19 protein-coding genes and 1 other RNA gene are annotated in these 24,474 nt (G+C 38.9%); 3 read left to right on the top strand and 17 right to left on the bottom strand.

Going from position 1 to position 24,474, the window contains the following annotated elements:
* Nucleotides 1–45: 45 nt before the first annotated feature.
* The 14 genes from rlmD to AC5KOD_RS21430 form a co-directional block, all read right to left on the bottom strand.
* Nucleotides 46–1,419 carry a 23S rRNA (uracil(1939)-C(5))-methyltransferase RlmD gene (gene rlmD, locus AC5KOD_RS21495; protein ID WP_496916640.1) on the bottom strand — a complete coding sequence of 458 codons (1,374 nt, stop codon included), beginning with the start codon at nt 1,417–1,419 and terminating at the stop codon, nt 46–48.
* A gap of 145 nt (nt 1,420–1,564) precedes the next feature.
* Entirely contained in the window at nt 1,565–2,587 is a 1,023-nt protein-coding gene (locus AC5KOD_RS21490; RefSeq protein WP_496916639.1) for a diacylglycerol kinase, read from the bottom strand.
* 78 nt (nt 2,588–2,665) lie between these two features.
* Nucleotides 2,666–4,096, bottom strand: a complete 1,431-nt coding sequence (gene gatB / locus AC5KOD_RS21485) for an Asp-tRNA(Asn)/Glu-tRNA(Gln) amidotransferase subunit GatB (protein ID WP_496916638.1) — start codon at nt 4,094–4,096, stop codon at nt 2,666–2,668.
* The gene (gatA, locus tag AC5KOD_RS21480; protein ID WP_496916637.1) at nt 4,096–5,565 is read right to left on the bottom strand and encodes an Asp-tRNA(Asn)/Glu-tRNA(Gln) amidotransferase subunit GatA; all 1,470 of its coding nucleotides are present in this window, start codon (nt 5,563–5,565) and stop codon (nt 4,096–4,098) included. Before gatA ends, gatB begins: the two co-directional genes overlap by 1 nt.
* Nucleotides 5,565–5,870 (bottom strand): Asp-tRNA(Asn)/Glu-tRNA(Gln) amidotransferase subunit GatC, encoded by a 306-nt coding sequence (gatC, locus tag AC5KOD_RS21475; protein WP_496916636.1) that lies wholly within the window; start codon nt 5,868–5,870, stop codon nt 5,565–5,567. The genes gatA and gatC overlap by 1 nt, the downstream gene beginning before the upstream one ends.
* A 105-nt stretch (nt 5,871–5,975) precedes the next feature.
* Nucleotides 5,976–7,070, bottom strand: coding sequence for a CamS family sex pheromone protein (locus AC5KOD_RS21470; protein ID WP_496916635.1), 1,095 nt, complete (start codon nt 7,068–7,070; stop codon nt 5,976–5,978).
* A complete protein-coding gene (gene ligA / locus AC5KOD_RS21465; RefSeq protein WP_496916634.1) occupies nt 7,060–9,084 on the bottom strand; it encodes an NAD-dependent DNA ligase LigA in 2,025 nt (674 codons plus the stop codon). The genes AC5KOD_RS21470 and ligA overlap by 11 nt, the downstream gene beginning before the upstream one ends.
* 48 nt (nt 9,085–9,132) lie before the next feature.
* The gene (gene pcrA / locus AC5KOD_RS21460; RefSeq protein ID WP_496916783.1) at nt 9,133–11,349 is read right to left on the bottom strand and encodes a DNA helicase PcrA; all 2,217 of its coding nucleotides are present in this window, start codon (nt 11,347–11,349) and stop codon (nt 9,133–9,135) included.
* A gap of 1,530 nt (nt 11,350–12,879) precedes the next feature.
* Entirely contained in the window at nt 12,880–13,080 is a 201-nt protein-coding gene (locus AC5KOD_RS21455) for a cold-shock protein (RefSeq protein WP_496916633.1), read from the bottom strand.
* A gap of 269 nt (nt 13,081–13,349) precedes the next feature.
* Entirely contained in the window at nt 13,350–15,188 is a 1,839-nt protein-coding gene (gene typA / locus AC5KOD_RS21450; RefSeq protein ID WP_496916632.1) for a translational GTPase TypA, read from the bottom strand.
* Nucleotides 15,189–15,411: 223 nt separating this feature from the next.
* Entirely contained in the window at nt 15,412–16,179 is a 768-nt protein-coding gene (locus tag AC5KOD_RS21445; protein ID WP_496916631.1) for an inositol monophosphatase family protein, read from the bottom strand.
* Between the two features lie 4 nt (nt 16,180–16,183).
* A complete protein-coding gene (locus AC5KOD_RS21440) occupies nt 16,184–16,465 on the bottom strand; it encodes a UPF0223 family protein (RefSeq protein WP_496916630.1) in 282 nt (93 codons plus the stop codon).
* Nucleotides 16,466–16,621: 156 nt separating this feature from the next.
* Complete coding sequence (locus AC5KOD_RS21435) at nt 16,622–18,088, bottom strand: ATP-binding protein (protein ID WP_496916629.1); 1,467 nt, start codon at nt 18,086–18,088, stop codon at nt 16,622–16,624.
* Nucleotides 18,085–18,807, bottom strand: coding sequence for a winged helix-turn-helix domain-containing protein (locus tag AC5KOD_RS21430; protein WP_496916628.1), 723 nt, complete (start codon nt 18,805–18,807; stop codon nt 18,085–18,087). The genes AC5KOD_RS21435 and AC5KOD_RS21430 overlap by 4 nt, the downstream gene beginning before the upstream one ends.
* A 279-nt stretch (nt 18,808–19,086) precedes the next feature.
* Here AC5KOD_RS21430 and AC5KOD_RS21425 point away from each other — a divergent pair, with 279 nt between their 5' ends.
* The 3 genes from AC5KOD_RS21425 to AC5KOD_RS21415 all read left to right on the top strand — a co-directional run bounded on the left by AC5KOD_RS21425 (nt 19,087) and on the right by AC5KOD_RS21415 (nt 21,355).
* The gene (locus AC5KOD_RS21425) at nt 19,087–19,863 is read left to right on the top strand and encodes a Cof-type HAD-IIB family hydrolase (protein WP_496916627.1); all 777 of its coding nucleotides are present in this window, start codon (nt 19,087–19,089) and stop codon (nt 19,861–19,863) included.
* An 81-nt stretch (nt 19,864–19,944) separates the two neighbouring features.
* Nucleotides 19,945–20,306: a transfer-messenger RNA gene (gene ssrA / locus AC5KOD_RS21420) on the top strand.
* A 629-nt stretch (nt 20,307–20,935) separates the two neighbouring features.
* The gene (locus AC5KOD_RS21415) at nt 20,936–21,355 is read left to right on the top strand and encodes a hypothetical protein (protein WP_496916626.1); all 420 of its coding nucleotides are present in this window, start codon (nt 20,936–20,938) and stop codon (nt 21,353–21,355) included.
* 44 nt (nt 21,356–21,399) lie between these two features.
* On the opposite strand, the gene AC5KOD_RS21410 is transcribed toward AC5KOD_RS21415, so the two are convergent.
* The 3 genes from AC5KOD_RS21410 to AC5KOD_RS21400 all read right to left on the bottom strand — a co-directional run bounded on the left by AC5KOD_RS21410 (nt 21,400) and on the right by AC5KOD_RS21400 (nt 24,339).
* Nucleotides 21,400–22,044, bottom strand: a complete 645-nt coding sequence (locus AC5KOD_RS21410) for a deoxynucleoside kinase (RefSeq protein WP_496916625.1) — start codon at nt 22,042–22,044, stop codon at nt 21,400–21,402.
* Between the two features lie 102 nt (nt 22,045–22,146).
* Nucleotides 22,147–23,322: an MFS transporter gene (locus AC5KOD_RS21405; RefSeq protein ID WP_496916624.1), complete on the bottom strand. Its 1,176-nt coding sequence runs from the start codon at nt 23,320–23,322 to the stop codon at nt 22,147–22,149.
* Nucleotides 23,323–23,349: 27 nt separating this feature from the next.
* Complete coding sequence (locus AC5KOD_RS21400) at nt 23,350–24,339, bottom strand: ROK family protein (protein WP_496916623.1); 990 nt, start codon at nt 24,337–24,339, stop codon at nt 23,350–23,352.
* Nucleotides 24,340–24,474: the final 135 nt, after the last annotated feature.

Genomic DNA, 24,474 nt, shown 5'->3' with positions numbered 1-24,474 from the left:
GGATAAGACCCTTGTCTCACCCCCATTTTACTATTAATTTATCATTTATTTTTTGACAAGTTCCGCAACCACTTCAACGTGTGGTGTTTGTGGGAACATGTCAACCGGTTGAGCTTGCTTAACTACATAACCATGCTCGGCAAACAATTGGCAATCCCGAGCTAAACTCGCTGGATTACAAGAAACATAGACGATTCTTTTAGGCTCCATTTTAATAGCCGTTTCAATAAAGCTTTCAGCCAAACCTTTACGAGGCGGATCAACAATTAAAACATCTGCTACGATCTTCTCCTCAGCATCTAGCCACGCTGGCATAACATATTCAGCTTTCCCAACTTCAAATTTCACATTAGTAACTTCGTTCATTTGCGCATTGATTTTGGCATCAGAAATCGCGTCAGGATTGACTTCCATTCCATAAACCTTAGCCACCTTATCAGCTAAAGACAAACCAATCGTCCCAATCCCACAATAGGCATCAATCACGGTATCACTTGGTTTTAAGTGAGCAAAATCAATCGCCGTTTGATATAACACTTCCGCTTGAACCGTGTTAACTTGATAAAAAGACTGAGCAGAGATGCGGTAAGTTTTGCCTAATAACTGATCGGTAATATAATTTTTTCCAAAAAGCGTTTTATTAGTTTTACCCAAAATCACATTTGTTGCATCAGGATTGATATTTTGTACAATTGATACCACTTCTGGTAGAGCTAAATGAATCTCTTGTACCATTTTTTCATAGTTAAATAACTTAGGTGTACGTGTAACTAAAACCACCATCATCTCATGTGAATAATGACCTCGACGGATAATAATGTGACGAAGATTTCCTGTGTTCTCTTCTTCGATATAAGCTTTTACCCCATATTTTTCCATAACATCACGAACAACCACGATAGCCTCATCAATCTTTTTATCTTGAATATAAAAATCTTCAAGAGGCACTAAGTCATGGCTATTTTTACGGAAGAATCCCGTCGCAAGCTTGCCATTGACTTTTCTAACAGGAATTTGCGCCTTATTACGGTACTCCAAAGGGTTCGTCATTCCTTTTATCGGTAGAACCTTAACATCTGGCATCTTAGCAATACGCTGAAAGACATTCTTAACTTGCTGCTCTTTAAATGCTAATTGCGCCTCATACGTCATATGGTGTAGAGGTGCGATGCCCGTTCTAATCAAGGTTTCATTAATCGCTTCAACACGATTCGGGCTTTTTTTCGTTAAATTGATTACTTTGGCAAAGCCAAATTTCTTGTCAGCCTTTAAGACGAGAACCTCGGCCTCTTCTCCTGGTAAGGTATTCTCAATAAACAACGGATAGCCATCAACTTTAGCAACCCCAAGACCTTCATGTGACAAATCAATAATTTCCACAGTGATCGTTTGATTCTTTTCTACAGGTAAGTTTTTCATTTATTTGCTCTTTTCTTTTTTAATCTATTATCTATTCTAAGGGCTAAACAGCTAAAACACAATCTTTATCGTCGGATTTACTCAAAGAAAAGCCATCAGTCTGACTAATAGAACTGATGGCTCACTGTTTATCTCCTAATTTTCTTTAAGAAATCTTCCCATCACCGTCAATATCTTCATCCGTTAAATGCTCAACTTCCTTAATAAAGGCATCAGACGCTTCCAACATATCATGATTATCACCCGTTACGGCTTCCTCAGGAATTTTATCTAAATTAGCATACATTTCAATGTGTTGATGTAAATTAGTAAAGGTCATCGGCGCATCACCACCATACTCCCCATCCAAATTGATCATCATGCGAACCCCATCATCAAGGGTTTCAGCATAAAGCTTTGAGGTTTTTGCATAGATGATTCGAGGGTCCTTAACATGCTTCCCACCGTTAATCATCAAGGCAACAAGATGCATGATTTCCACAATATTAGCCGTCTTTACCACTATTAGCGAGAACTTTCCATCATCTAATTGGGCATTTGGCGCAATTTGCTCAAATCCACCAACCGAATTTGTCAGTCCCAAGAAAAACATTGAGGCCTTACCAACATACTCCCCCTCATCATACACCAATCGCATGTTGATTGGCTTGACTCGCGGCAGCATCTCTGCCCCTTTAACCAAATAAGCTAAGTAACCAAAAACACTCTTTAACTGAGATGGCACTTCATAGGTTAATTCAGTTAAGTTACCACCAGCGCCGATATTCATAAAATAAGTATCATTTGCTTTGCCAATATCCATACGGATGGTTTGTTTCTTCGCAATAACACGAGCTGCCTCAACAATATTGTCTCGTGGCACTTTCAAAGCTCTCGCATAATCATTGGTTGTACCCCCTGGAAGAATGGCCATTTTCGGTCGTTTTTCAAGAGGCGCAATTCCATTAATGACTTGATTAATCGTACCATCACCCCCGGCTGCAACAATTAGGTCAAACCCTGCAAGTGCCGCACGTTCAGCTTCTTTTTGAGCTGAATTTGGTTCGGGAGTCGTGGCAAAAGCACTGGCTTCATAGCCAGCACCTTCTAAAATATCCAAGACATCAGGTAAGCTTTTTTTAATCGTTTCTTTGCCTGACGTCGGGTTATAAATTACTCTAGCTTTCACGGAAATGTACTCCTTCTACTTAGTGATCCATTGCCTGGAAATGGGCGCGCCAATCAACTCAATTCCAAGCCTCACCGCTTATTTTTTGGCTAATTCTGCTTGTAATAATTGATTGACAACCCCTGGATTAGCTTTCCCCTTGGTCGCTTTCATAATTTGACCAACTAAGAACCCAACCGCACGGTCTTTCCCATTTTTAAAATCATCAACTGATTGCTGATTATTATCTAAAATCTCATTGATAATTGGCAATAATTGCGCAGGATCAGACAATTGTACCAAGCCTTTTTTCTCTACGACTTCTTTCGCATCTCCGCCATTTTCAATCAACTCTTTAAAGACTTTTTTAGCAATTTTAGAACTAATAGTCCCATCTGCAATCAAATTAATCATTCCCGCCAAGTTAGTTGGAGTTAACTTAGTTTCATGCAAGTCCACATGCTCACTATTTAAGAAAGCAGAAACTTCACCCATCAACCAGTTTGAAGCCTGCTTCGCATCCGCCCCATTTGCTAGGGTTGCTTCAAAGAAATCAGACATTTCTTTCGATAAAGTCAAGACCATCGCATCATATTCTGGTAGTTCCAGTTCACTCACATAACGAGCACGACGGACATTAGGCATCTCTGGTAAACTTTCACGAACCTCATCAATCCACGCTTGACTAATCTCAAAGATAGGTAAATCTGGCTCTGGGAAGTAACGATAATCACTTGCCCCTTCCTTGACACGCATTAAGATAGTATCTCCAGTTGCATCATCATAGCGACGAGTTTCTTGCTCAATCTTACCACCAGATAATAAAACTTTAGCTTGTCGTTTCTCTTCAAATGCAAGCCCCTTACGGACAAAATTAAGGGAGTTTAAGTTTTTAATTTCAGCCTTCGTCCCAAACTCATCTTGACCATAAGGACGTAACGAAATATTGGCATCACAACGCATAGAGCCCTCTTCCATCTTAACATCACTGACGCCTGTAAATTGAATGACTGAACGTACAGCTTCCAAATAAGCATAAGCTTCCTCTGGTGAACGCATATCAGCTTCCGACACGATTTCGATTAAAGGAGTCCCTTGACGGTTTAAATCAACATAAGAAAAACCTTCCGATCCGTGAATGTTCTTACCAGCATCCTCTTCCAGATGGACACGCTCAATACGAATCTTTTTCTTCTTGCCTTCAACTTCAATCTCAATCCAGCCATCGTGACCAATAGGATGTGTATCTTGAGAAATTTGGTAAGCTTTCGGGTTATCTGGATAAAAATAATTTTTACGATCAAAGTGAGTTTCTTTAGTAATGTCACAATTTAAGGCCAAAGCAGCTTTAATGGCAAATTCAACTGCCCTCTCATTTGCAACAGGTAAAACCCCAGGATAGCTCCAATCGACCACATTTGTATTCGTATTTTGCTCCGCACCAAAATGAGCAGGTGCTGAAGAAAAGATTTTAGACTCTGTTTTCAACTCAACGTGGATTTCTAATCCAATCACTGTTTCAAAGTTCATTATGCCTGTCCCCCTAAAATAGCTGGTTGTTGCTTGTGGAAATCTGTTGCTTGTTCAAAAGCATAAGCCGCCTTGTACATCGTTGCCTCATCGAAGTGTTTACCAATTAACTGTAACCCAACTGGTAAACCATCAGAAAACCCACATGGCACTGACATACCAGGTAGCCCCGCTAAGTTCACTGGAATCGTCAATACATCAGCTGTATACATTGTAATCGGGTCCTCAATATTTTCTCCTAAGCCATAAGCAACTGTTGGAGTACTTGGACCAATAATCAACTCATAATCAGCAAAAACTTTGTCAAAATCTTGTTTAATTAACGTTCTGACCTGTCCTGCCTTTTTGAAATAAGCATCGTAATAGCCCGCACTTAAAGAAAAAGTTCCTAACATGATGCGGCGCTTCACCTCTAACCCAAATCCTTCAGAACGAGAATTAACATACACATCCTCTAAATCTTTCACATTTTCAGAACGGTACCCATAACGAATTCCATCAAAGCGCTGCAAGTTAGACGACGCTTCTGATGACGCAATAATATAATAAACCTCAACCCCATATTTAGAATGAGGCAAGCTAACCTCATCAACCGTTGCTCCTAATTCTCTAAAAGTAGCCACCGCTTTTTCCACTGCTTGACGGATGTCTGGTGCTACTCCTTCTGTCATAAATTCTTTCGGCACCGCTATCTTCATGCCTTTAATATCTCCCGTTAATCCCGCTGTAAAATCAGGAACCTCAAGCTTCGCACTCGTGCTATCACGCTTGTCCCAGCCACTAATGGCATTTAAAATAAGGGCATTATCTTTGACATTGCGAGTCAAAGGTCCGATTTGATCCAAGCTTGAAGCAAAGGCAATCAACCCAAAGCGAGAAACACGGCCATAGGTTGGTTTCATTCCAACAATCCCGTTAAAAGCTGCCGGCTGACGAATACTTCCGCCAGTGTCACTTCCTAAAGAAGCGGCAATCTGTCCTGCAGCAACTGCGGCTGCTGAACCACCAGAAGAGCCTCCTGGTACTTTCGTCTGATCCCAAGCATTAGTTGTTTTCTTAAAATAAGACGTTTCCGTACTTCCACCCATCGCAAACTCATCCATGTTTAGCTTCCCTACTGGAATCATCCCAGCCACTTGAAGCTGCTCCATCACAGTTGCATCATAGATTGGGTCGAAGTTATGCAACATTTTACTCGCAGCAGTTGTCCGTAAATCTTTGGTAACGATGTTGTCTTTTATCCCTATTGGCAAACCAGCCAAAGGCTTCGAGCTATCAATACCTGCAGCATCTACTTCTGCCGCTAGCTCTAAAGCACGCTCCTCATTCAATGTGATAAAAGCCTCAATTTGCGGTTCAGTCGCTTTAATTCGGTCAAATGTCGCAGCCGTTACTTCTTTTGCTGTTACCTCTTTCGATACAAGTAGCTCATGTAATTCCGTTAAATCTTTATTATATAACGCCGTCATTATGCGCCAGCCTCCCCATTCTCAATGATTACTGGCACTTTGATGTAGCCATCTTCCTTTTCAGGAACATTTTTCATTAGTAAGTCGCGATCAGTTCCAGGAACCGCCACATCCTCACGCATGACACTCTTATTATAAATGACATTAGTCGTGACAGGTACTCCGTCAGTCTCAACCTCTCCTAATGTCTCAACCATTTCAATAATTTTTCCTAATTGTTCTGTAAATCCGTGTAGCTCTTCCTCAGGAAAAGCCAATTTGGATAGTTTTGCTACATGCTTGATTTGTTCTTCACTAATTGCCATGGGTTGCCTTCTTTCCATTCATTTTCATGAAACCATTTTACCACAAGTTTCAGTAAGTAGGTAGACACTCTGATGAGTCAGACTAGATTGACCTCTCTTATGTGCCTAATTAAAGATATGCCCGACTGATTTATCCGAGCCGACTTTCTTTTCTACAAAGCCTTGTGGGCCTTCTAAGGTATTTATTTGAACCTCGATATTAGCATTCATATTAAAAATCGTATCGACTGTCGTTGAAATAAACTGTGTAAAGTTCAATATTTCTGTCTCACTAAAATACTTCGTTTCAATCACGATTGTTAATTTTTGAAGCTCATTGTTTCGATAAGCTGCCACTCCAGATGTCCCACTAGAGTTAGGGAAAAAGCTTTGGACTGTGTTTTTAAAATCAACAAATTTATTTGACAAACCATCATTTGTCGCATTATTTTGCTCGCCCTCTTTTGCAGGCAACACAACGTATGCTTCGTTGATGTCCTCCCAATTTCCTAATTTATCGCCATTTTTGCTCGTTGCTTTCGCAAAATAATGGCCACCGCCTACATTGTCTTTAGTTGTTTGTTCAAACAGACCAATTGTTACTGGTATCTTATCAAGGCCTTCAATTCCACGGACCTTTGCCAAGATGACATCCGCTATCCGTTTTCCTTCCGATACCATCATAGTTGGGTCAACGTCGACCGCCTGTCCTCCGCTGTAATCCACCGAATTAAGCGCAATCCCCAAACTAATACCACCAATCTTTTCCGTTTCCTTGCTGATATAATTTTGCTCTAGCACTTGCTCGAAAACGACTGGAACTGCTGGATCAGCAGAATTGAGCCCATTCGGAAAACTGTCACTTTGGCGATTAATCAGTTGAACAATTTCATCTCGTCCTAAGTACTGCCCCTCTTGAAAATAAAAATTGTTAACAGGAAACTCACTTTTAGATAGCTCCATCAAGCCTTTTTCTAAATTAGCCAAATTATAATTACTGTTCATCGTGCTCGTGGATAACCCACGAGCTTTCCCTGTTTTATATTTGCCATCCACTAGCAGAGCTTGATAAGATGACTCATCAATTTGCCCTGTTGTGACCGTCTTATTATTACTTCCCTGATTAGGTGAAATATTGGACGTTCCTTTTTCTAATTTGCCACAGCCCGCTAAAAACAAAGCCGTCGCAAGTAAACCAACGATTATTTTTTTACGCTTCATGCGTCGTACTCCCTTCAATTGCGGCAACCATCTCAGCTTCATTCCACACCTCAATACCTAGCTCTTGTGCTTTAGTCAGCTTGCTACCTGCTTCTTCACCAGCCACAACAATATCTGTCTTTTTAGAGACACTGCCCGTCACCTTACCACCTAGGGCTTCAATCCGCGCTTTCGCTTCATTACGATTGAAATGTGTCAAACTTCCCGTCAAGACCACTGTTTTATCCTTAAACGGCGAAACAACCTCAGCTAACTCATCTGCAGTAACGCCAAGATACATCAAGTTAACTCCCGCTTCCCGTAATTCAGCAATCAATTGATGAACTTCTGCTTTTTCAAAGTAAGTGACTAAACTATCCGCAATTATTTCCCCCAAAGAATCAATTTGAGTAACTTCTTCCACAGTGGCCGCCATAACTCCCTCAATCGTCTTAAAATTTTCCGCTAAAATTTGACCAGCTTTCGCACCAACATGGCGAATTCCTAAGCCAAATAAAAGTTTTTCCAATGAATTTTCTTTACTATTCGCAATAGCCGTCAGTAAATTTTGAGCCGATTTTTCTTTAATTTTATCAAGGGTTAGCAACTGCTCCTCTGTCAACGAATATAGGTCAGCAACATCTGTCACTAACTCTTTATCATACATCTGCTCAATCACACGAGGACCTAAACCATCAATATTCATCGCATTGCGAGAAACAAAATGACTCAAGCCTTCCTTGATCTGCGCCGGACACATCGGATTAATACAACGCAAGGCTACCTCTTCATCAAGATGAACCAATTCACTCTCACAAATTGGACAAGTTGTCGGCGCCTCATAAGGAACACTTTCAGGTAGTCTCTTTGCCAGTACAACTCGGGTCACCTCAGGAATAATATCCCCAGCCTTATGAATCATCACCGTATCACCTAATCGAATATCACGCTCTTGAATCAAGTCCATATTGTGCAAACTGGCCCGCGCAACGGTCGTTCCTGCCAAACGAACCGGCGTCATAATTGCTGTCGGCGTCACCACTCCTGTCCGACCAATCGTCCATTCAATGTCATTCACCACCGTCTCAGCCTCCTCAGCAGGAAACTTGTAGGCTATCGCCCAACGTGGGGCCTTAACTGTAAACCCAATTTCACGTTGAGCCGCAAAATTATTAACCTTAATCACAATTCCATCAATTTCATAATCAAGGGTTGGACGTTTTTCTTGAAATTCTTCAATGTACATCCAGACCTCATCAATCGAATGACAAATGCGTCGCTCATGATTTGTCTTTAAGCCAAGTGTGTCAAGTTCGTCCAATGCCTCACTTTGAGTTGTAGCCGGCAATGCACCTAGATCAGCCACCGAATATAAGAATGTGCTTAAATTGCGCTGTGCCACTACTTTAGTGTCTAGTTGACGCAAACTGCCAGCAGCAGCATTCCGAGGATTGGCAAAAACTTCATGACCATTTTCCTCTCGAATACGATTTAACTCAGCAAAGGACTGTTTCGGCATATAGCACTCCCCACGAACTTCAATCGTCATTGGACTTGTTAACGTATGAGGAATGGATTTAACTGTCTTTAAATTGGCCGTAATTTCCTCACCAATTCGCCCATCACCACGGGTCGCCCCTTGGATCAAACGACCGTTCTCATACTTCAAAGAAATGGCTAAGCCATCAATTTTCAGTTCGCACATATACTCAATCGGCGTTTCCGTTAGCTTACGAATTCGGGTATCAAATGCCTCTAAATCATCTCGATTAAAGGCATTTCCTAAACTTAACATTGGACTGTCATGGGTAACCTTAGTAAAGCCTGTAGAAACTGTGCCACCCACTCGCTGTGTGATAGAATCTGCTGTCACTAACTCCGGGAACTCCGTTTCCAACGCGACTAATTCAGCATAGGCCTTATCAAATATATGATCCTCCACTAAGGGCTGATCTGCATCATTATAAGCCTCGTTCCATCTATCTAAGTTTTGTCGTAACTCTGCTATTCTTACTACCGCATCCTCTTGCTTCACGGTCTTTCCTCCTTAAATCCACTGTCAATCTAACGATATCCTATTACTTTATTTCTGAATTTTTTCAATTGGGGCAAACGCCGCTAATAACCGCTTAATGCCTTGAGCTGGGAAAGCAATATCCAACTCCACATCCTTCGCATTACCACTAACTTTAACCACTGTTCCTGGTCCCCATTTCTTATGTTGAACCTTATCACCTGGCTGCCACGCTTCTTGATCTCCACCTGTTGCAACCTTGCTAGAAACCTTTGTTTGCTGTGGCTGCGAATAGACTGGTTTACGAGTAGCCGCACCGACAGAAGTTGCCTGACGGTTTTGAAGTGATGTCGCACCGCCCTCTCCTGCTAATAAGTCCTGATTAATTTCATCAACAAACCGAGACGGTCGATTATACTGAGTACGGCCATAAAGTGTCCGCGAAAAAGCATTAGAGATGATGAGTTTCTGCTCCGCCCGTGTAATCCCAACGTAAGCCAGACGACGTTCCTCTTCCAACTCCGCTTCCTCCATCAACGCACGAGAAAGTGGAAAAATCCCCTCTTCCATCCCCAATAAAAAGACCACTGGAAACTCCAATCCTTTAGCAGCATGGAGTGTCATTAAGGTTACTTGAGACGTTTCTTCTTCCAATGAATCAATATCTGCTACTAATGCAAGATCATTTAAGAAAATTGTCAGCTTTTCAGCTGGATCTTCTAATTCTTCATCCGCTGCTGCTTGTTGCTTATCAAACTCTTGAGTTACCGAAATTAGCTCTTCCAAGTTTTCTAATCTATTTTGAGATTCTAGTGTATTTTGACGTTTCAAATCCTCTTCATAACCACTACGTTTCAAGGTTTCTTGGACAAGCTCCGTAATAGATAAATAAGGTACCATCTGCTGTAAGTCTTGAATCATCGCTCCGAAAGCTGCTAACTCTTTACCCGCTTTGCCAGAAATATTAGCTAAATCAACATTGATTGACGCCTCGAGCAACGACCACTCGTGCATTCCAGCAAACTCCCGTAATTTATCAACAGACGTATTACCAATCCCACGTTTAGGCTCATTAACCACCCGCGCAAAGCTAAGTGAGTCCATCGGATTGGCGATAACATTCAAATAAGCCAGAATATCCTTAATTTCTTTCCGATCGTAGAACTTGTGTCCGCCAACCATTTTGTAGGGAATGTTAGATTTAAGTAGCATTTCCTCCATGACCCGTGACAAGGCATTCGTACGGTATAAAATGGCAAAATCACCATATTTACGACCATTTTCCATCATTTCCTTTTGTATGGTCGACACGATGTATTGAGTTTCACCACGTTCTGTTTCGCCACGGTAATAAGTGATTTTTTCACCCTCGTGATTGTCTGTCCATAATTTTTTATCTCGACGCTGACTATTATTCTCGATGACATGATTAGCCGCCTTTAAAATAGTCTGAGTCGAACGGTAATTTTGCTCCAATAACACGACCTTAGCATTTTGATAATCTTTTTCAAAATCTAAAATATTCTGCATATCCGCCCCACGCCAACCATAGATACTCTGGTCTGCATCTCCGACCACGCAAAGATTTTTAAAGCGAGCTGCCAACATATTCACTAATGTGTACTGTGCATGGTTTGTATCTTGGTACTCATCCACATGAATGTAATGGAATTTATTTTGGTAGTACTCTAACGTATCTGGGTGCTCATTAAATAGACGAATAGTCAACATAATTAAATCATCAAAATCCATACACTGATTTTGACGCAATTCTTTTTGATAAGCAGCATAGCACTTGGCTACAATCGCTTCAAAAAAGCCATTGTTCATTTCTGCGTATTTTTCAGGTGTCTGCAATTCATTCTTTGCATTACTGATCATCCCAATAATGCTACGCGGATCGTATTTCTTAGGATCAATATTTTGTTCCTTAACAATCCGTTTCATCAATGTCAGCTGTTCACCACTATCAATGATGGTGAAGTTACGATTGTAGCCGATATGATCCACATCTCGACGTAGCATGCGCACACACATTGAGTGAAAAGTAGAGACCCAAACATCTTCTCCACCACGTTCAAGGAGACTATTAACCCGCTCCTTCATTTCTTTAGCTGCCTTATTTGTAAAGGTAATAGCTAAAATATTCCAAGGATTTACATCCTTCTCAGTAATTAAATAAGCAATACGGTGAGTCAGCACGCGGGTCTTACCACTCCCAGCCCCCGCCATAATTAACAAAGGGCCTTCTGTTTGAAGAACTGCCTCTTTTTGTTTTGGATTCATTCCACCTATTAAGGAATCTTTAGTTGACATCAATAACGTCCTCTCTAGTTGTTCTGTATCAAAAAAATGCTGACAAAATCATTGCCAACCCCATTTTCAATCTCTTCTATTATAGCAAATTTCACGCCAAACATCTCCTAAAAAAGTATTAAAGTATCAAAAGCTTTTCCCCCTACTTTATTATCTAAATCCAACGCAAAAAAATTTCTTGTCCTCTAGTGACAAGAAATTTGTAGTCTATCCAATTAAACGATATAAACTAATTCATTATTAAGCCTAACACCTGTCATATGCAGTATGACATGACTTCATTTTTTCTATTGAATATCTCTGAACTTAATTGAACCATGTCGCCTAAAAAATGTCACACCGCTTGTGACACGACTCGTTTTTTCTTCTATAATTTTTAACTGTTGAGCAGGCTTTTTCGTTTGCTATTTCGTTAACCAAACTGCCTAACCATTTACTCCATTGCTATCTTATCCCAACAATGTTTAAACTGACAGACTCTTAACTTCTTAAAATGTGTCACGCCACTTGTGACACGACTCGGTTTTTTTCTTCTATAATTTTTAACTGTTGAGATAAGCTTTTTCACTTGCTATCTCGTCAATCAGACTGTCTAACGCCTTATTCCTTCGCTATTTTTTCGCAACTTTTTTAAACTGACAGACTCTTAACTTCTTAAAAATGTGTCACGCCACTTGTGACACAACTCGGTTTTTTCTTCTATAATTTTTAACTGTTGAGATAGGCTTTTTCGTTTGCTATTTCGTTAACTGAACTGCCTAACCCTTTACTACCTTGCTTATCTTATCACAACAATATTTAAACTGATAGACTCTTAACTTCTTAAAATGTGTCACGCCACTTGTGACACAACTCGTTTTTTTCTTCTATAATTTTAACTGTTGAGATAGGCTTTTTCGTTTGCTATTTCGTTAACCAAACTGCCTAACCCTTTACTCCATTGCTATCTTATCCCAACAATCTTCAAACTGACAGACTCTTAGCTTCTTAAAATGTGTCACGTCACTTGTGACACAACTCGTTTTTTTCTTCTATAATTTTAACTGTTGAGATAGGCTTTTTCGTTTGCTATTTGGTTAACTAAACTGTCTAACCTTTAACTCCCTTATCTTATCCCAACTATCTTCAAACTGACAGACTCTTAGCTTCTTAAAATGTGTCACGCCACTTGCGACACAACTCATTTTTTTCTACAGTTTTTAGCCATTGAGAATTAACTCTGACTCATCTTTTAGCCACTTTAATGCTTAGTTTAGTTGAAAGTTCGCCTCTACAAAAAAACGAACATCCTAAATTTTTTTCACATCAAGCTGCTACATATAAAGCCTTTTCAATTCTATTATCGCCAGTGTAACACATTTCAACGATTAATTAAGCTTTTTTCATTTTTTATTTTTTTAACCTCATTTAAAATTTTTATATTTAGAACAAATAATCATGCAAAAAAAGTATCTTACCCTAAGATAAGATACTTTTTCGATAAGTGCATTAAAGATGTTTTTACAGTTTAGTTACTTCTGCAGCTTGAGGTCCTCTATCGCCTTCAACTACTGAAAACTCAACTTCTTGGCCTTCTTCTAACGATTTGAAACCGTCTCCTTGAATAGCTGAAAAATGTACAAATACGTCATCGTGGCCATCAACTTCAATAAATCCAAAACCTTTTTCATTGTTAAACCATTTCACTTTACCTTGTTCCATTAAATAGAGCCTCCATCAATTTTTACTTGTAACTAAACATTCTTACTCGGATTGTTCAAAAAATCAAATTAAGGGTTCTTTTTTGGAACAATTCGTAAAAACCTTTGATTACACTTAATATTATACGTCACAACTCTTAGAACTTCAATGATTATTTAAACGTTTTCTTTAAGAGCACAAAAGAACCTCAGCACTTTGTGATAAATTTATCAAGATTAACAAACATCAAAAAAACTCAGAGACACTCTAATCTCTGAGTTTTTTCTAATTTATTCAGCTTTTTTATTCTTTTTAGCAGCCTTTTCACGTTCGCTCTTATTCAAGATTTGTTTTCTCAAGCGAATGCTTTCAGGTGTTACTTCACAATATTCATCATCATTTAAGAATTCTAGTGACTCTTCAAGAGACATTACTTTTGGTTTCTTAATCACGTTAGTTTGGTCTTTATTAGCAGAACGCACGTTAGTTTGTTGTTTAGCTTTCGTCACATTAACACCCAAGTCATTTTCACGACTATTTGCGCCGACTACCATTCCTTCATAAACCTCAGTACCTGGCTCAACAAAGACCGTTCCACGCTCTTCAACACTCATAATACTATAAGTTGTCGCTTTTCCAGTATCAACAGACACAAGTGCCCCATTATGGCGACCACCAATAGTCCCTTGAATCATTGGTAAATACTGATCGAAGGTGTGGTGCATAATACCATAACCGCGTGTCATAGACATAAACTCGGTCGTATACCCAATTAAACCACGAGCAGGTGCCAAGAATATCAAACGAATTTGACCGTTTCCTGTATGAATCATGTCTTGCATTTCACCTTTACGTTGGCTCAATGACTCGATAATTCCACCCATATACTCTTCTGGTGTATCGATTTGAACACGTTCAAACGGCTCACATTTAACACCATCAAACTCTTTTACGATAACTTTAGGACGTGATACTTGTAATTCAAAGCCCTCACGACGCATATTTTCAATCAAGATCGACAAATGAAGTTCTCCACGACCAGATACAATCCAGGCATCTGGTGACTCAGTCGAATCAACTTTTAAAGATACATCTGTTTGAAGTTGATTTAGCAAACGTTCTTCAATTTTACGAGAGGTAACGTATTTCCCTTCGCGACCTGCGAACGGTGAATTATTTACTAAGAACGTCATTTGTAACGTTGGCTCATCAATATGCAGAATTGGCAAGGCATCTTGATGATCAGTTGGCGTCACGGTCTCTCCAACGAAGATGTCCTCCATTCCAGATACCGCAATTAAATCACCTGCTTTTGCTTCATTGATTTCAACTCTGTTTAGGCCGAAAAAACCAAATAATTTTGTTACGCGGAAGTTTTTAGCAGAACCATCAAGTTTCATTAATGACACTTGATCCCCAACTTTTATCTTGCCACGGAACACACGGCCAATTCCGATACGGCCTACATAATCATTGTAATCTAATAAAGATACTTGGAATTGCAACGGCTCATCGCTATTGTCAACAGGGGCAGGAATATGCTCCATAATAGTGTCAAATACTGGATCCATTGACGCTTCTTGATCCTCAGGATCTTCTGACAAGCTAGACGTCCCATTAATACCTGATGTATAAATAACTGGGAATTCTAATTGGTCATCATCAGCTCCTAATTCGATAAACAACTCAAGAACCTCATCAATAACCTCAGCAGGACGAGCAGAAGGTTTATCAATTTTATTAACTAAAACAATTGGAATCAACTTTTGCTCCAACGCTTTTTTCAAAACGAAACGAGTTTGTGGCATTGTCCCTTCATAAGCATCAACCACAAGTAACACACCATCAACCATTTTCATGATACGCTCAACTTCACCACCAAAGTCCGCATGGCCTGGTGTATCTAAAATGTTAATTTTTGTTCCTTTGTAACTAACCGCAGTATTTTTCGCTAAAATAGTAATACCACGTTCTTTTTCAATATCATTAGAATCCATTGCACGCTCTTCTAAACTTGCATGGCCATCTAATGTTTCTGATTGTTTTAATAATTCATCTACCATCGTTGTTTTCCCATGGTCAACGTGGGCAATAATGGCAACGTTACGGATATCTTCTCTTAATTTCACTGTTTTTATTCTCCTCACTATATCTAAAGCACTCTGACTAACTAGGAAAGTTTAATCACTTGTTCCCATAAAATTAGTGGGAAATAGGGATAAAACTCAACTAAAACGACTATCTCAAATTAACTCGACTGTTCATTATAGCAAAAAACTCTCATGAAAAACAATAAAAAGTTTTCAGAAAACGAAAAAAATTACAAGTTAATGAAGATTTGCTGACAAACCGCTAGTTTTGATGTATCTGACTCTCATGATACATGGCTAGTGTCGCTCCAATTATTGGGACTTTTTGCCTTAGATCTAAGGGTTCGCCGTTTAATGCAATAATCTTTAGTCCTAGTTCTTCAATTAGTACTTTAGCTGGAGCATAATCCCAAGGTTGCAGGTCGCTGATATACGCTGTCAAATTTCCTTTAATTAGTTCTTTAAAACCAATCCCAGCACAGCCGATCATTCTAACACCAATTGCCTTCATTGCAGTATCTTGAATGCCGTATGTATTTGTTAAAAACATGTGTGTATTAACACTAATTAAGCCATTCTCTAAACTAACATTAGGCGTTTCAGTCAATCGTGTCTCATTTAAAAAGACCCCCATTCCCTTGCCACCCCAAAGGAGCTCATCTCTCATTACTTCATAAATGAAACCTAGCTGACCGACACCCTCTTCATAAACAGCAATCATCGTACAAAAATTATCCTGTTGCTTAACAAAATTTAACGTCCCATCAATCGGATCAATCACCCAAACTCGGCCTCGAAAGTCCGTAATCTGATCTCCTAAGCCTTCTTCGCCTAAAATTTGATCCTCAGGATAATGCTGACGAATTTTATCAACGAAAAAAGCTTCAGTCTCTTTATCAACATTCGTAACTAAATCAGATTTATTGGCCTTCTCTTCAACGATTAAAGGGGAACGTAATTTAGCTTTAATACTCTCCCCAGCCTCGTAAACCCAGCCTTTAATTTCTTCAACCAGTTCTTGCTGACTCATGATCTCAAGCTCCTTTCATTTTAATAAACGATTCTGGCGCAGCCTTTGCCGCTTGTACAGCACGATATAAAGAATAGCCTGAAACTGCTTCAAACTCTCGTCCCAGCTTCCGCTCTTCCCCAATACTTTTAACTACAGCTTTAAACTGTCGGTATACCTCTAAAAATTGACTCCCAGGCAGCCCCTTTTCATACGCATCCTCTAAGGTTTGCCACATCGCCATGACGGCTAACATCTCATCTTGAGTCCACTCAATATCTAGTGGATAACTATAATTATCTTGCATTTTACCACCTTTACGTCCTTCTTTACTGGTCTTAGTGTATCAAAAAAAATCACTTACGTACATAATTAGAGCGATAACATTAGAGAAATTTCAAAAATCAACAACATATTCACCAAAAAAGCTAACAGACCGAATAAACAGTCTGCTAGCTTTTGATTAACTAGGCTCATTAGGTTCCTCAATTAATTCTCGCGCTTCTTCATCAGGAAATGTCACAACAAAGGTAGTTCCAACGTCTTTCTGACTCTCAACCTCAATTGTTCCCTTGTGTAGTTTCACTAACTGATGGACAATTGACAAGCCTAAGCCTGACTCGCCGTACTTAGTATTTTTCCTTGAAGGATCTACCTTATAGTACCGCTCCCAGATATTTTGAACTTCCTCTTCCGTCATGCCTATACCTGTGTCACTTATCTTCACAGTCGTTTCTAAATACCCACGCTCAACTGAAACCGTTATGGTACCATCCTGAGTAAATTGAATCGCATTTTGAATAATATTAACCATGATCTGTACAAAACGATCATAATCCGCATAAACATCAATCTCATCAGCAGTCGTTAACGTTAAAGTGTTTCCTGACGCTTCAGCCTTTCCTTGAAGCTGCTGAACCACTTGCTTCAACGTGTCTGTCGCGCTAAATTTTTGAATCACCATGCTAATTTGATTGGTTCTAATTTTTTCGTAATCCAAGTTTTCATTAACTAAACGAATAAGACGAGTCGTTTCATTCCGCATCAATTGGATACATTTTTCCTCTTGATCCTTAGGAATCGCATTATAAGCAATTCCTTCCAATAAGCCATTAATAGTCGTTAATGGCGTACGCATCTCATGAGCGGCATCTGCCATAAATTGACGCCGTCGATCTTCTTGGCGCTCAATTTCTTCATTGGATTCCTTAAGCGCTTGAGCCATTCGATTAAAGTCAATTGCTAGCTCATCCAGTTCATCGTTACTCTTAATTTCCAAATTAACATCGAAATTCCCCTCAGCAATTTGACGAGTCGCTTTTTTCATGCGATTAATCCGATTAACCTGAAATTGAGCAAGCATATAACTCGCTATTAACGAAATAATACTAGAAATCAAGAAGGCCTTAAAAAGATTCTCAGTCAGAACCTGCATGCTTTTCTCAACATTACTCGTTGGCTGTAATACAGCAATAGCACCAAAAAATTCACTAGATGTCCTGTCATTATTGGTAATAAATAAAGGCTGAATAATCATTGCCATTGAGACCTTTTTTTTACCAATTGTAAATTCTACTGGCGTTGAAATAGGTTCTTCATTTTGAACTTTTTTCCATTGCTCCTCGCTTATGAAGTTAACCTTCTGCTCCTCTTTGCCAACTGGATATTCAACCTTTTTATCGGCATTCAGAAAAAAGAAATTAATATTTTGATTTTTCAATGTCAATTCTGTCAATTGCAGACTACTTGATAAATTATCAGGATTTAACTGACTATTTTCCGTAATTGCATTGGCATAAGCAAACATTTGATCATAAGTGTTGTCCAGCATTGTTCGCTTAGTAAATTGGGTAAACGAGACCCCCACAACGATTAGGATAGTCAAAATGATTGCCCAAAAGGCAATCATTTGCTGAAAGAGATATCTCATTTAACATCGACTCCAGAGTCGTCGAATTTATAGCCGACACCCCAAACGGTCTGAATCACTTGTGGGCCAACTTTTTCAATTTTTTGACGTAATTTTTTGATATGAGCATCGACCGTCCGCTCATCGCCAAAATATTGATAGTCCCAGACCATTTCTAATAGCTGTTCACGGGAAAATACTTGCCGTGGTTTTTTCGCAAGTGTATAAAGTAAATCGAACTCTTTAGGAGTCAGACCTTCAATCAATTCATTATCTAGGTACGCTTCTCTAGTTTTTGTATTCATTCTAAAATGATCTGTCGCGATATCAAAATCACTACTTTCCCCCTCATCGCCACTTGTGCCATCAACTAATTCAGCTCTCCGGTGCAGAGCTTTAATTCGAGCAATAAGCGTAAGTGGACTGAATGGTTTCGTCACATAATCATCGGCTCCCATCTCTAATCCGATTACTTGGTCACTCTCAGAATCTCGCGCAGTCAGCATAATAATCGGCACCGTGCTTGACACCTTACGAATTTCTCGACAAACAGCTACTCCATCCATCGTTGGTAAATTTAAATCAAGGGTAATCATGTCCCAAGAGTCTGGTTCTTCAAGAAAGGCATCTAGCCCCTCTTTACCATCATACTTAAAGGTTGCATCCCAATTTTCATTTAAAAAAAACATCTGCATCATTTCTGATACGGATTCGTTATCTTCAATCATTAATACTTTCATTATTATTCTCTCCTCTCGCTCACTGTCACTTATCGCTTATTATACTATAGAACGTTTATTAAATGACAGGCTTCACACCTTTTTCAAAAAGCTTTCAACCATTTCCCTAATTTCCACCTAATTGTGTCTTTAGTATACTCTATTAACAAAGGTTTCAACAAACAAAAACTGTCGTTGTGAAAAACCTAGCACTGAACCTAATTTTTTGCTAATATTAAGAGTAGCAATTTTTCAGTGATTTTAAATCAGGCACTATTTATAGAAGGAGTATTTATACTAATGACAGATGTTAAAGGGTTAGCATTCTTTGATCTAGACGGAACACTTTTGAATGAACACTCAGATGTGACCATCGAAATTATTGAAGCCATGAATGAATTACAAGAGAACCAAATTATTCCAGTTATCGCCACTGGTCGAACAAATATTGAAGTCCGTGAGATTAGCCAACGAACCGGAATTGATTCACTCATTACGATGAATGGACAATACGTTCTATTTGAAGGGCAAGAAATTTACAGTGACATCATCTCACAAGAGAGCTGTGAGCGTCTCTATCATCAGACGCAGGCATTTGGACAAGAAATTGGCTTTTATACACCAGACTTAATCACTGTTTCAAACCATACTCCAATGGTTGAAAGCACCTATAATTATATTCATTCGCCACTTCCAACTATCAATAGTCAGCTCTACCGCGAACGCGCGCTGAACATGCTTTTAGTTATCGGACAAGAGCATGATGATTATTACAGGGAGGCGTTTCCCGAACTAACTTTTTTCCGCAATGGCCCCTATTCAATTGATGTAATAAATAATGGTGGCAATAAAGGAAAAGGTGTTAGAGAGTTAGTCAAAGCACTAGGCTTAGAGGGCGTACCAACTTATGGCTTTGGAGATGGGCTCAATGACATCGACTTGCTGAAAGCTTGCGATCATAGAATTGCTATGGGTAACGCTAGGCCAGAGCTGAAAGACATTGCTACATATGTTACAACCAAGAATACTGAGGGTGGCATTTTACGTGCATTAAGACAATATAATTTAATTTATTAAACAGACAGAGTGCGCTGTCTTCCCCTTTTACTGAACTTATGTTATACTAATTCAGTACAACACCGTACACCCTTATTTTAAGGGGGCGTTACGGATTCGACAGGTATAGTTCGAGCTTGAATTGCGTTTCGTAGGTTACGTCTACGTAAAAACGTTACAGTTAAATATAACTGCTAAAAACGAAAACACTTTCGCTCTAGCTGCCTAAAAACAGTTGGCGAAGATCCTCCCAGCATCTCCCATGTGCTGGATCAGGGTCTCAAACTAAGTGGGATACGCTAAATGTTTCCGTCTGGAATGTTTAGAAGAGATTATCAGACTAGCGAAGAGCAATGTTTGTTTAATGTCAGACCTCTAAGCGAAATTTAAGCATTAAACTATGAACGTAGATATTGAAGTGGCGATGTGCTTGGACGCGGGTTCGACTCCCGCCGCCTCCATAATGGAGACACAGGCTAATGAAGTAATTAGAAAAAGACTAGATTCTCTTTTGTGAGATGCTAGTCTTTTTTTAATTTCTACTATTATTATCACCATGAGAGGTAGCATACTTAAAGAACAACAAAACCTTTTCATTTTTTCACTCATGGTCTGTTCAGCTTTTTCTCCCTTAATAAATTAAGTAGCAGAGGAACTAGCTAATTCGACTATCATAAAGATTATAGCAATTAAGTATGTTAGAATATTAAAAAAGGGGTGTTTTTTATCAATCCATCAGATAGTTTTCTTACATTAAAAATTTCGCTACTCGCACTTGGTATATTGTTACTACCTTTACTACCTGCTCTACTGGGCTTTATTTTATCCAGAAAATATAAAGCTAATAAATCTATTTTTAGGTGGATTATTTTTTTTAGTACTATTTTGTTAATTATTGGACTGTTTATAGGTGTTTCTTTAGGTGGATTTACGTTGATGCTACTTGATTCAGTAGGCAGGAATTAAATTGCTAACTTTAATATCATCAGTTAACTATCATTTTCCCATCTTACTAGACAAGTTAATCACTACCTAAAAAAAATAAATTCATGATAAACTATCATTAGAAGCTAATAAAAAAGGAGCTTAACTCATGACCCTCACTAACATTTTTTCAGAGTTCTACAACCATCATGATTTAGAAGCAAGAGCCCATTTAGCACTTTTTATCAACTCAACACCACAAGCCACAAAGCAAATACAAGACTATTTGAATGAGCAACTTCAACAAATAACTCAAATAGAGATTCTTGAAACAATTGACATTTTTGCGCACTTCTCAGACTTAGAAATTATTTTAAAAGAAAACAAGCATTCTGTTGATGAGTTTCAATTAGTAGTGACCACTATTGAAGATAAGAACATCTACAATCGATGCGGTCGACGGTCGCTTACGCAGCAGCTAGACCAAAATACTCTTGCTTATTACGATACAATCACGGGTCAACGATTTGAAACTGATTTGCAGCAAATTGCGTCACTCTTTGAAGTTGACTCATTCTCAGCAAAATAAAACAGCTAAAACTCTTTTATTACAAAGCGTTTTAGCTGTTTTATTTAATCTCTCAATTCGGCTAACCTTTCCTCAACTAATTTTAATACGTATTCTCTAGCCAAAGGGTCTTCAACAAAGTCATGTCGATCGCCGTCAATCTGAATTTTCGGACTCTGATCATACTCTTCAAACCACTGATCGTACCGGTGATTTAACTCTTTATAATACTCGTAAAGTGTTGGATCATAGGAAAGCTGCTCATAATCACGGCCTCTTTTTTCAATTCGTTCCAGCATTTTTTCAAAGGAAATCTTAATATGCACCAACAAATCAGGGTGTTTTTTCTCCGCTGCATAAGGTAATTCCTCTAACATGTTTGCTAATAATTCATCGTATACCTTAACTTCTGTGTCTGACGCTCGACCAAGATCAGCATTTAAATGAAATAATAACGAATCTTCATAAATAGAACGGTCTAATACGTTGTCATCTTCTTGCATTGCTTCTTTAATACTGGCAAAACGCTTATTCAAAAAATAAATTTGCAACAAAAAAGCATATTTAGTAGGGTCAGCATAAAAGAGCGGCAATACCTCATTATTTTCAACCGACTCATAAAACGCCTGACTCCCCAATCTTTCTGCGATCATCTCTGTTAAACTTGATTTTCCTGCACCAATTGTGCCTGCTAATACAATCACGCTCATATCCCCCAACTTCCAATCAATATATAGTATCAATATTAGTACCTAACTATCTTAACATACCATATAGAGTATTTGTCAAAGAATAACCATCATCAAAAAATTCTATTCTTCTGCCTTAGAAATTAGTAAGCGATTCAACCATTCTGAAGCCACGTACATGATACCACCATAAATAATAAGAAAAATTGGTAAGACATGCATCCCTAAAACTGGTACTAAAAATCCGAATAAGGGAGGCAATACAACCGATCCTGTATAGGCAATAGCCATTTGAATCCCCATAATTTGTTGGGCAATTTTTTGACCAAAGCGTTCAGGTGTCTCATGTAACATCGCAGGATAGATTGGCGCACAGCCAAAACCAATTAAACACACAGAAACTAATAATAAAGGAAACTTAGTTGCGACTATTAGAAGCACACCGCCTAAAATAATCAACACCTGTCCGATTCGAATCAACTGGCGATTGGTTAATAGTAGTGATAAAAAACCAGAAAGTAAACGCCCAAACATAATAAAACCAAAAAAACCAGAAACAGCAATAGCTGCTTTTGAACTATCTACGCCTTTCACGTTAATCAAATAACTACTTGACCACAGTCCCATCGTAGCTTCTACACCGATATATAAGAAAAAAGCATAAAGGGCTAAGCGAACCTTCTTCATTTTGACTAACTCAGTTATGCCAATCTCCGACTCTTTTGCAGATCCCCCCTCTTTCTTTGGCTTTTCCCGACTACGCCACAACGGTAAGGTTAGAAATAGAACGATCACTAACGCAAACTGGACAAGTGATACGACAAGATAGCCCATCCGCCAAGATCGATCATGAGACAGTACTTGAGACATAATCAAAGGACTAGTCAATGCTCCGATTCCCCAAAAGCTGTGAAGCCAATTCATATGATGAGCCTGATAGTTTTCAGCTACATACTCATTTAGCGCCGCATCAACAGCCCCTGCACCCAATCCGAGTGGGATAGCTGCGACAATAACCCACCCAAAATTAGGAGCTAAACTAAACCCTAGCAACGCCATTGCAGTACCAAGTACACTGACCGCCGTTAGCTTTCCTGTCCCAAATTTACGAATTAATTTGCCACTAAAGAAACTTGAGGTAATAGTTCCAAAGGAAATCGTCATCGAGACCAGACCAGCGTAGCTTTGAGGAACCCCAAATTCACGGTACATCTCAGGCCAGCCGACACCTAATAACGAGTCAGGTAACCCCAAACTAATAAACGTTATATAAATAATACTCAAAAATAATGTTGCCACTTCATCCCTACTTTCTCATAGTTACCACTAATTAGAGACTAGCGCTTGAATGGCTAATCTTTTTACCCCTTTAACGAAGTCTTGATTGAAACTTGTCAAAAAACTAATATCCGGCAAATCAATTTCACTAAACTGCTGTCTAATATACTGCTTAACACTCACTAACGCCTCTTCCTGCCAATGATTATTATAAATAATAATTCGATGTGGATCATATAGTATCAGCATGGTCACAAGTGTTTGAATCAACTCTACCAGCAATTTATCCGTCGCTTTTTCCATTTCAACCCCTTCAATCAATAACGGAAGTCGATTTATTTCACCCACCAGCCCATTTGCTCCATAATAAATTTGATTATGGAGATAGACCGCACTGCCAGGCGGATAATTATCAGGATAGTACAATGCGATAACCGTTTCATCTTTGACTTGTTGCGCTTGGCAAAATCCAAATAAGACACTGTTAACATCATTTTCAATGACAACTGGCACATCGCAGGTTTCTTCAAGGTAATGTCTTAAAGAAATTCCCTTAAGAAACTCAATATCACTCACTTTCACTTCTCCCTTAATTTCAACACCAGGTATTCCAATTGCTACTTGCTGAATAGCAGGATATTGCAGCTTAGTTTCTTGAATTAAAGTAGCAAAAAAAGGCATAGTGACATCCTTAAGAGATAGCTGCCATTGATTTTTTACCTCCCCAGCTAAATTACAGACTAATAGCTCTGCTCGATCGGTTATTCCTTGCTGAAATAAGCATATTGCCAGTACTAACTGGGCATCATTATTATAAGAAAAGCGACTCGCGGGCCTGCCCCCAGTCGATAATCTTTTTTCGAGTTGAATCACTTCTCCACATTCAGCTAGTTGATTCATCAAGGAGTTAACCGTCACAACACTAAGACCACTCTTAATGGCTAATTCGGCTTTACTAAGACTTTTATGACCACGAAGCAATTGTCGGATTGTTTGTAAATTCATTTCACGCATGAGATTTGGTTTATCAATCGTCATCTCCCCCTTAATTAAGACCCTTTATAAAGGTTCTTAATTAAGATAATATCTTTTCATTTTATATCTGTCAATTTAAATTGTATATAGGCCCTTTAAAAAAAAAATTGTTTAGTGTGTATTTAAATAAGCAATCGT

It is taken from the genome of Vagococcus sp. WN80Y, from assembly GCF_059621045.1.
This window is presented reverse-complemented; position numbering and strand designations above follow the sequence as displayed.

Bases quoted from the DNA above. Each gene is read 5' to 3' on its own strand.
- AC5KOD_RS21415 (WP_496916626.1), top strand. From the start codon at position 20,936: ATGACCCTCACTAACATTTTTTCAGAGTTCTACAACCATCATGATTTA.
- AC5KOD_RS21440 (WP_496916630.1), bottom strand. From the start codon at position 16,465: ATGCAAGATAATTATAGTTATCCACTAGATATTGAGTGGACTCAAGAT.
- AC5KOD_RS21470 (WP_496916635.1), bottom strand. From the start codon at position 7,070: ATGAAGCGTAAAAAAATAATCGTTGGTTTACTTGCGACGGCTTTGTTT.
- rlmD (WP_496916640.1), bottom strand. From the start codon at position 1,419: ATGAAAAACTTACCTGTAGAAAAGAATCAAACGATCACTGTGGAAATT.
- gatA (WP_496916637.1), bottom strand. From the start codon at position 5,565: ATGACGGCGTTATATAATAAAGATTTAACGGAATTACATGAGCTACTT.
- AC5KOD_RS21400 (WP_496916623.1), bottom strand. From the start codon at position 24,339: ATGACGATTGATAAACCAAATCTCATGCGTGAAATGAATTTACAAACA.
- AC5KOD_RS21425 (WP_496916627.1), top strand. From the start codon at position 19,087: ATGACAGATGTTAAAGGGTTAGCATTCTTTGATCTAGACGGAACACTT.
- AC5KOD_RS21455 (WP_496916633.1), bottom strand. From the start codon at position 13,080: ATGGAACAAGGTAAAGTGAAATGGTTTAACAATGAAAAAGGTTTTGGA.
- AC5KOD_RS21435 (WP_496916629.1), bottom strand. From the start codon at position 18,088: ATGAGATATCTCTTTCAGCAAATGATTGCCTTTTGGGCAATCATTTTG.
- pcrA (WP_496916783.1), bottom strand. From the start codon at position 11,349: ATGAATCCAAAACAAAAAGAGGCAGTTCTTCAAACAGAAGGCCCTTTG.
- AC5KOD_RS21430 (WP_496916628.1), bottom strand. From the start codon at position 18,807: ATGAAAGTATTAATGATTGAAGATAACGAATCCGTATCAGAAATGATG.
- gatC (WP_496916636.1), bottom strand. From the start codon at position 5,870: ATGGCAATTAGTGAAGAACAAATCAAGCATGTAGCAAAACTATCCAAA.
- AC5KOD_RS21410 (WP_496916625.1), bottom strand. From the start codon at position 22,044: ATGAGCGTGATTGTATTAGCAGGCACAATTGGTGCAGGAAAATCAAGT.
- AC5KOD_RS21445 (WP_496916631.1), bottom strand. From the start codon at position 16,179: ATGAGTCAGCAAGAACTGGTTGAAGAAATTAAAGGCTGGGTTTACGAG.
- gatB (WP_496916638.1), bottom strand. From the start codon at position 4,096: ATGAACTTTGAAACAGTGATTGGATTAGAAATCCACGTTGAGTTGAAA.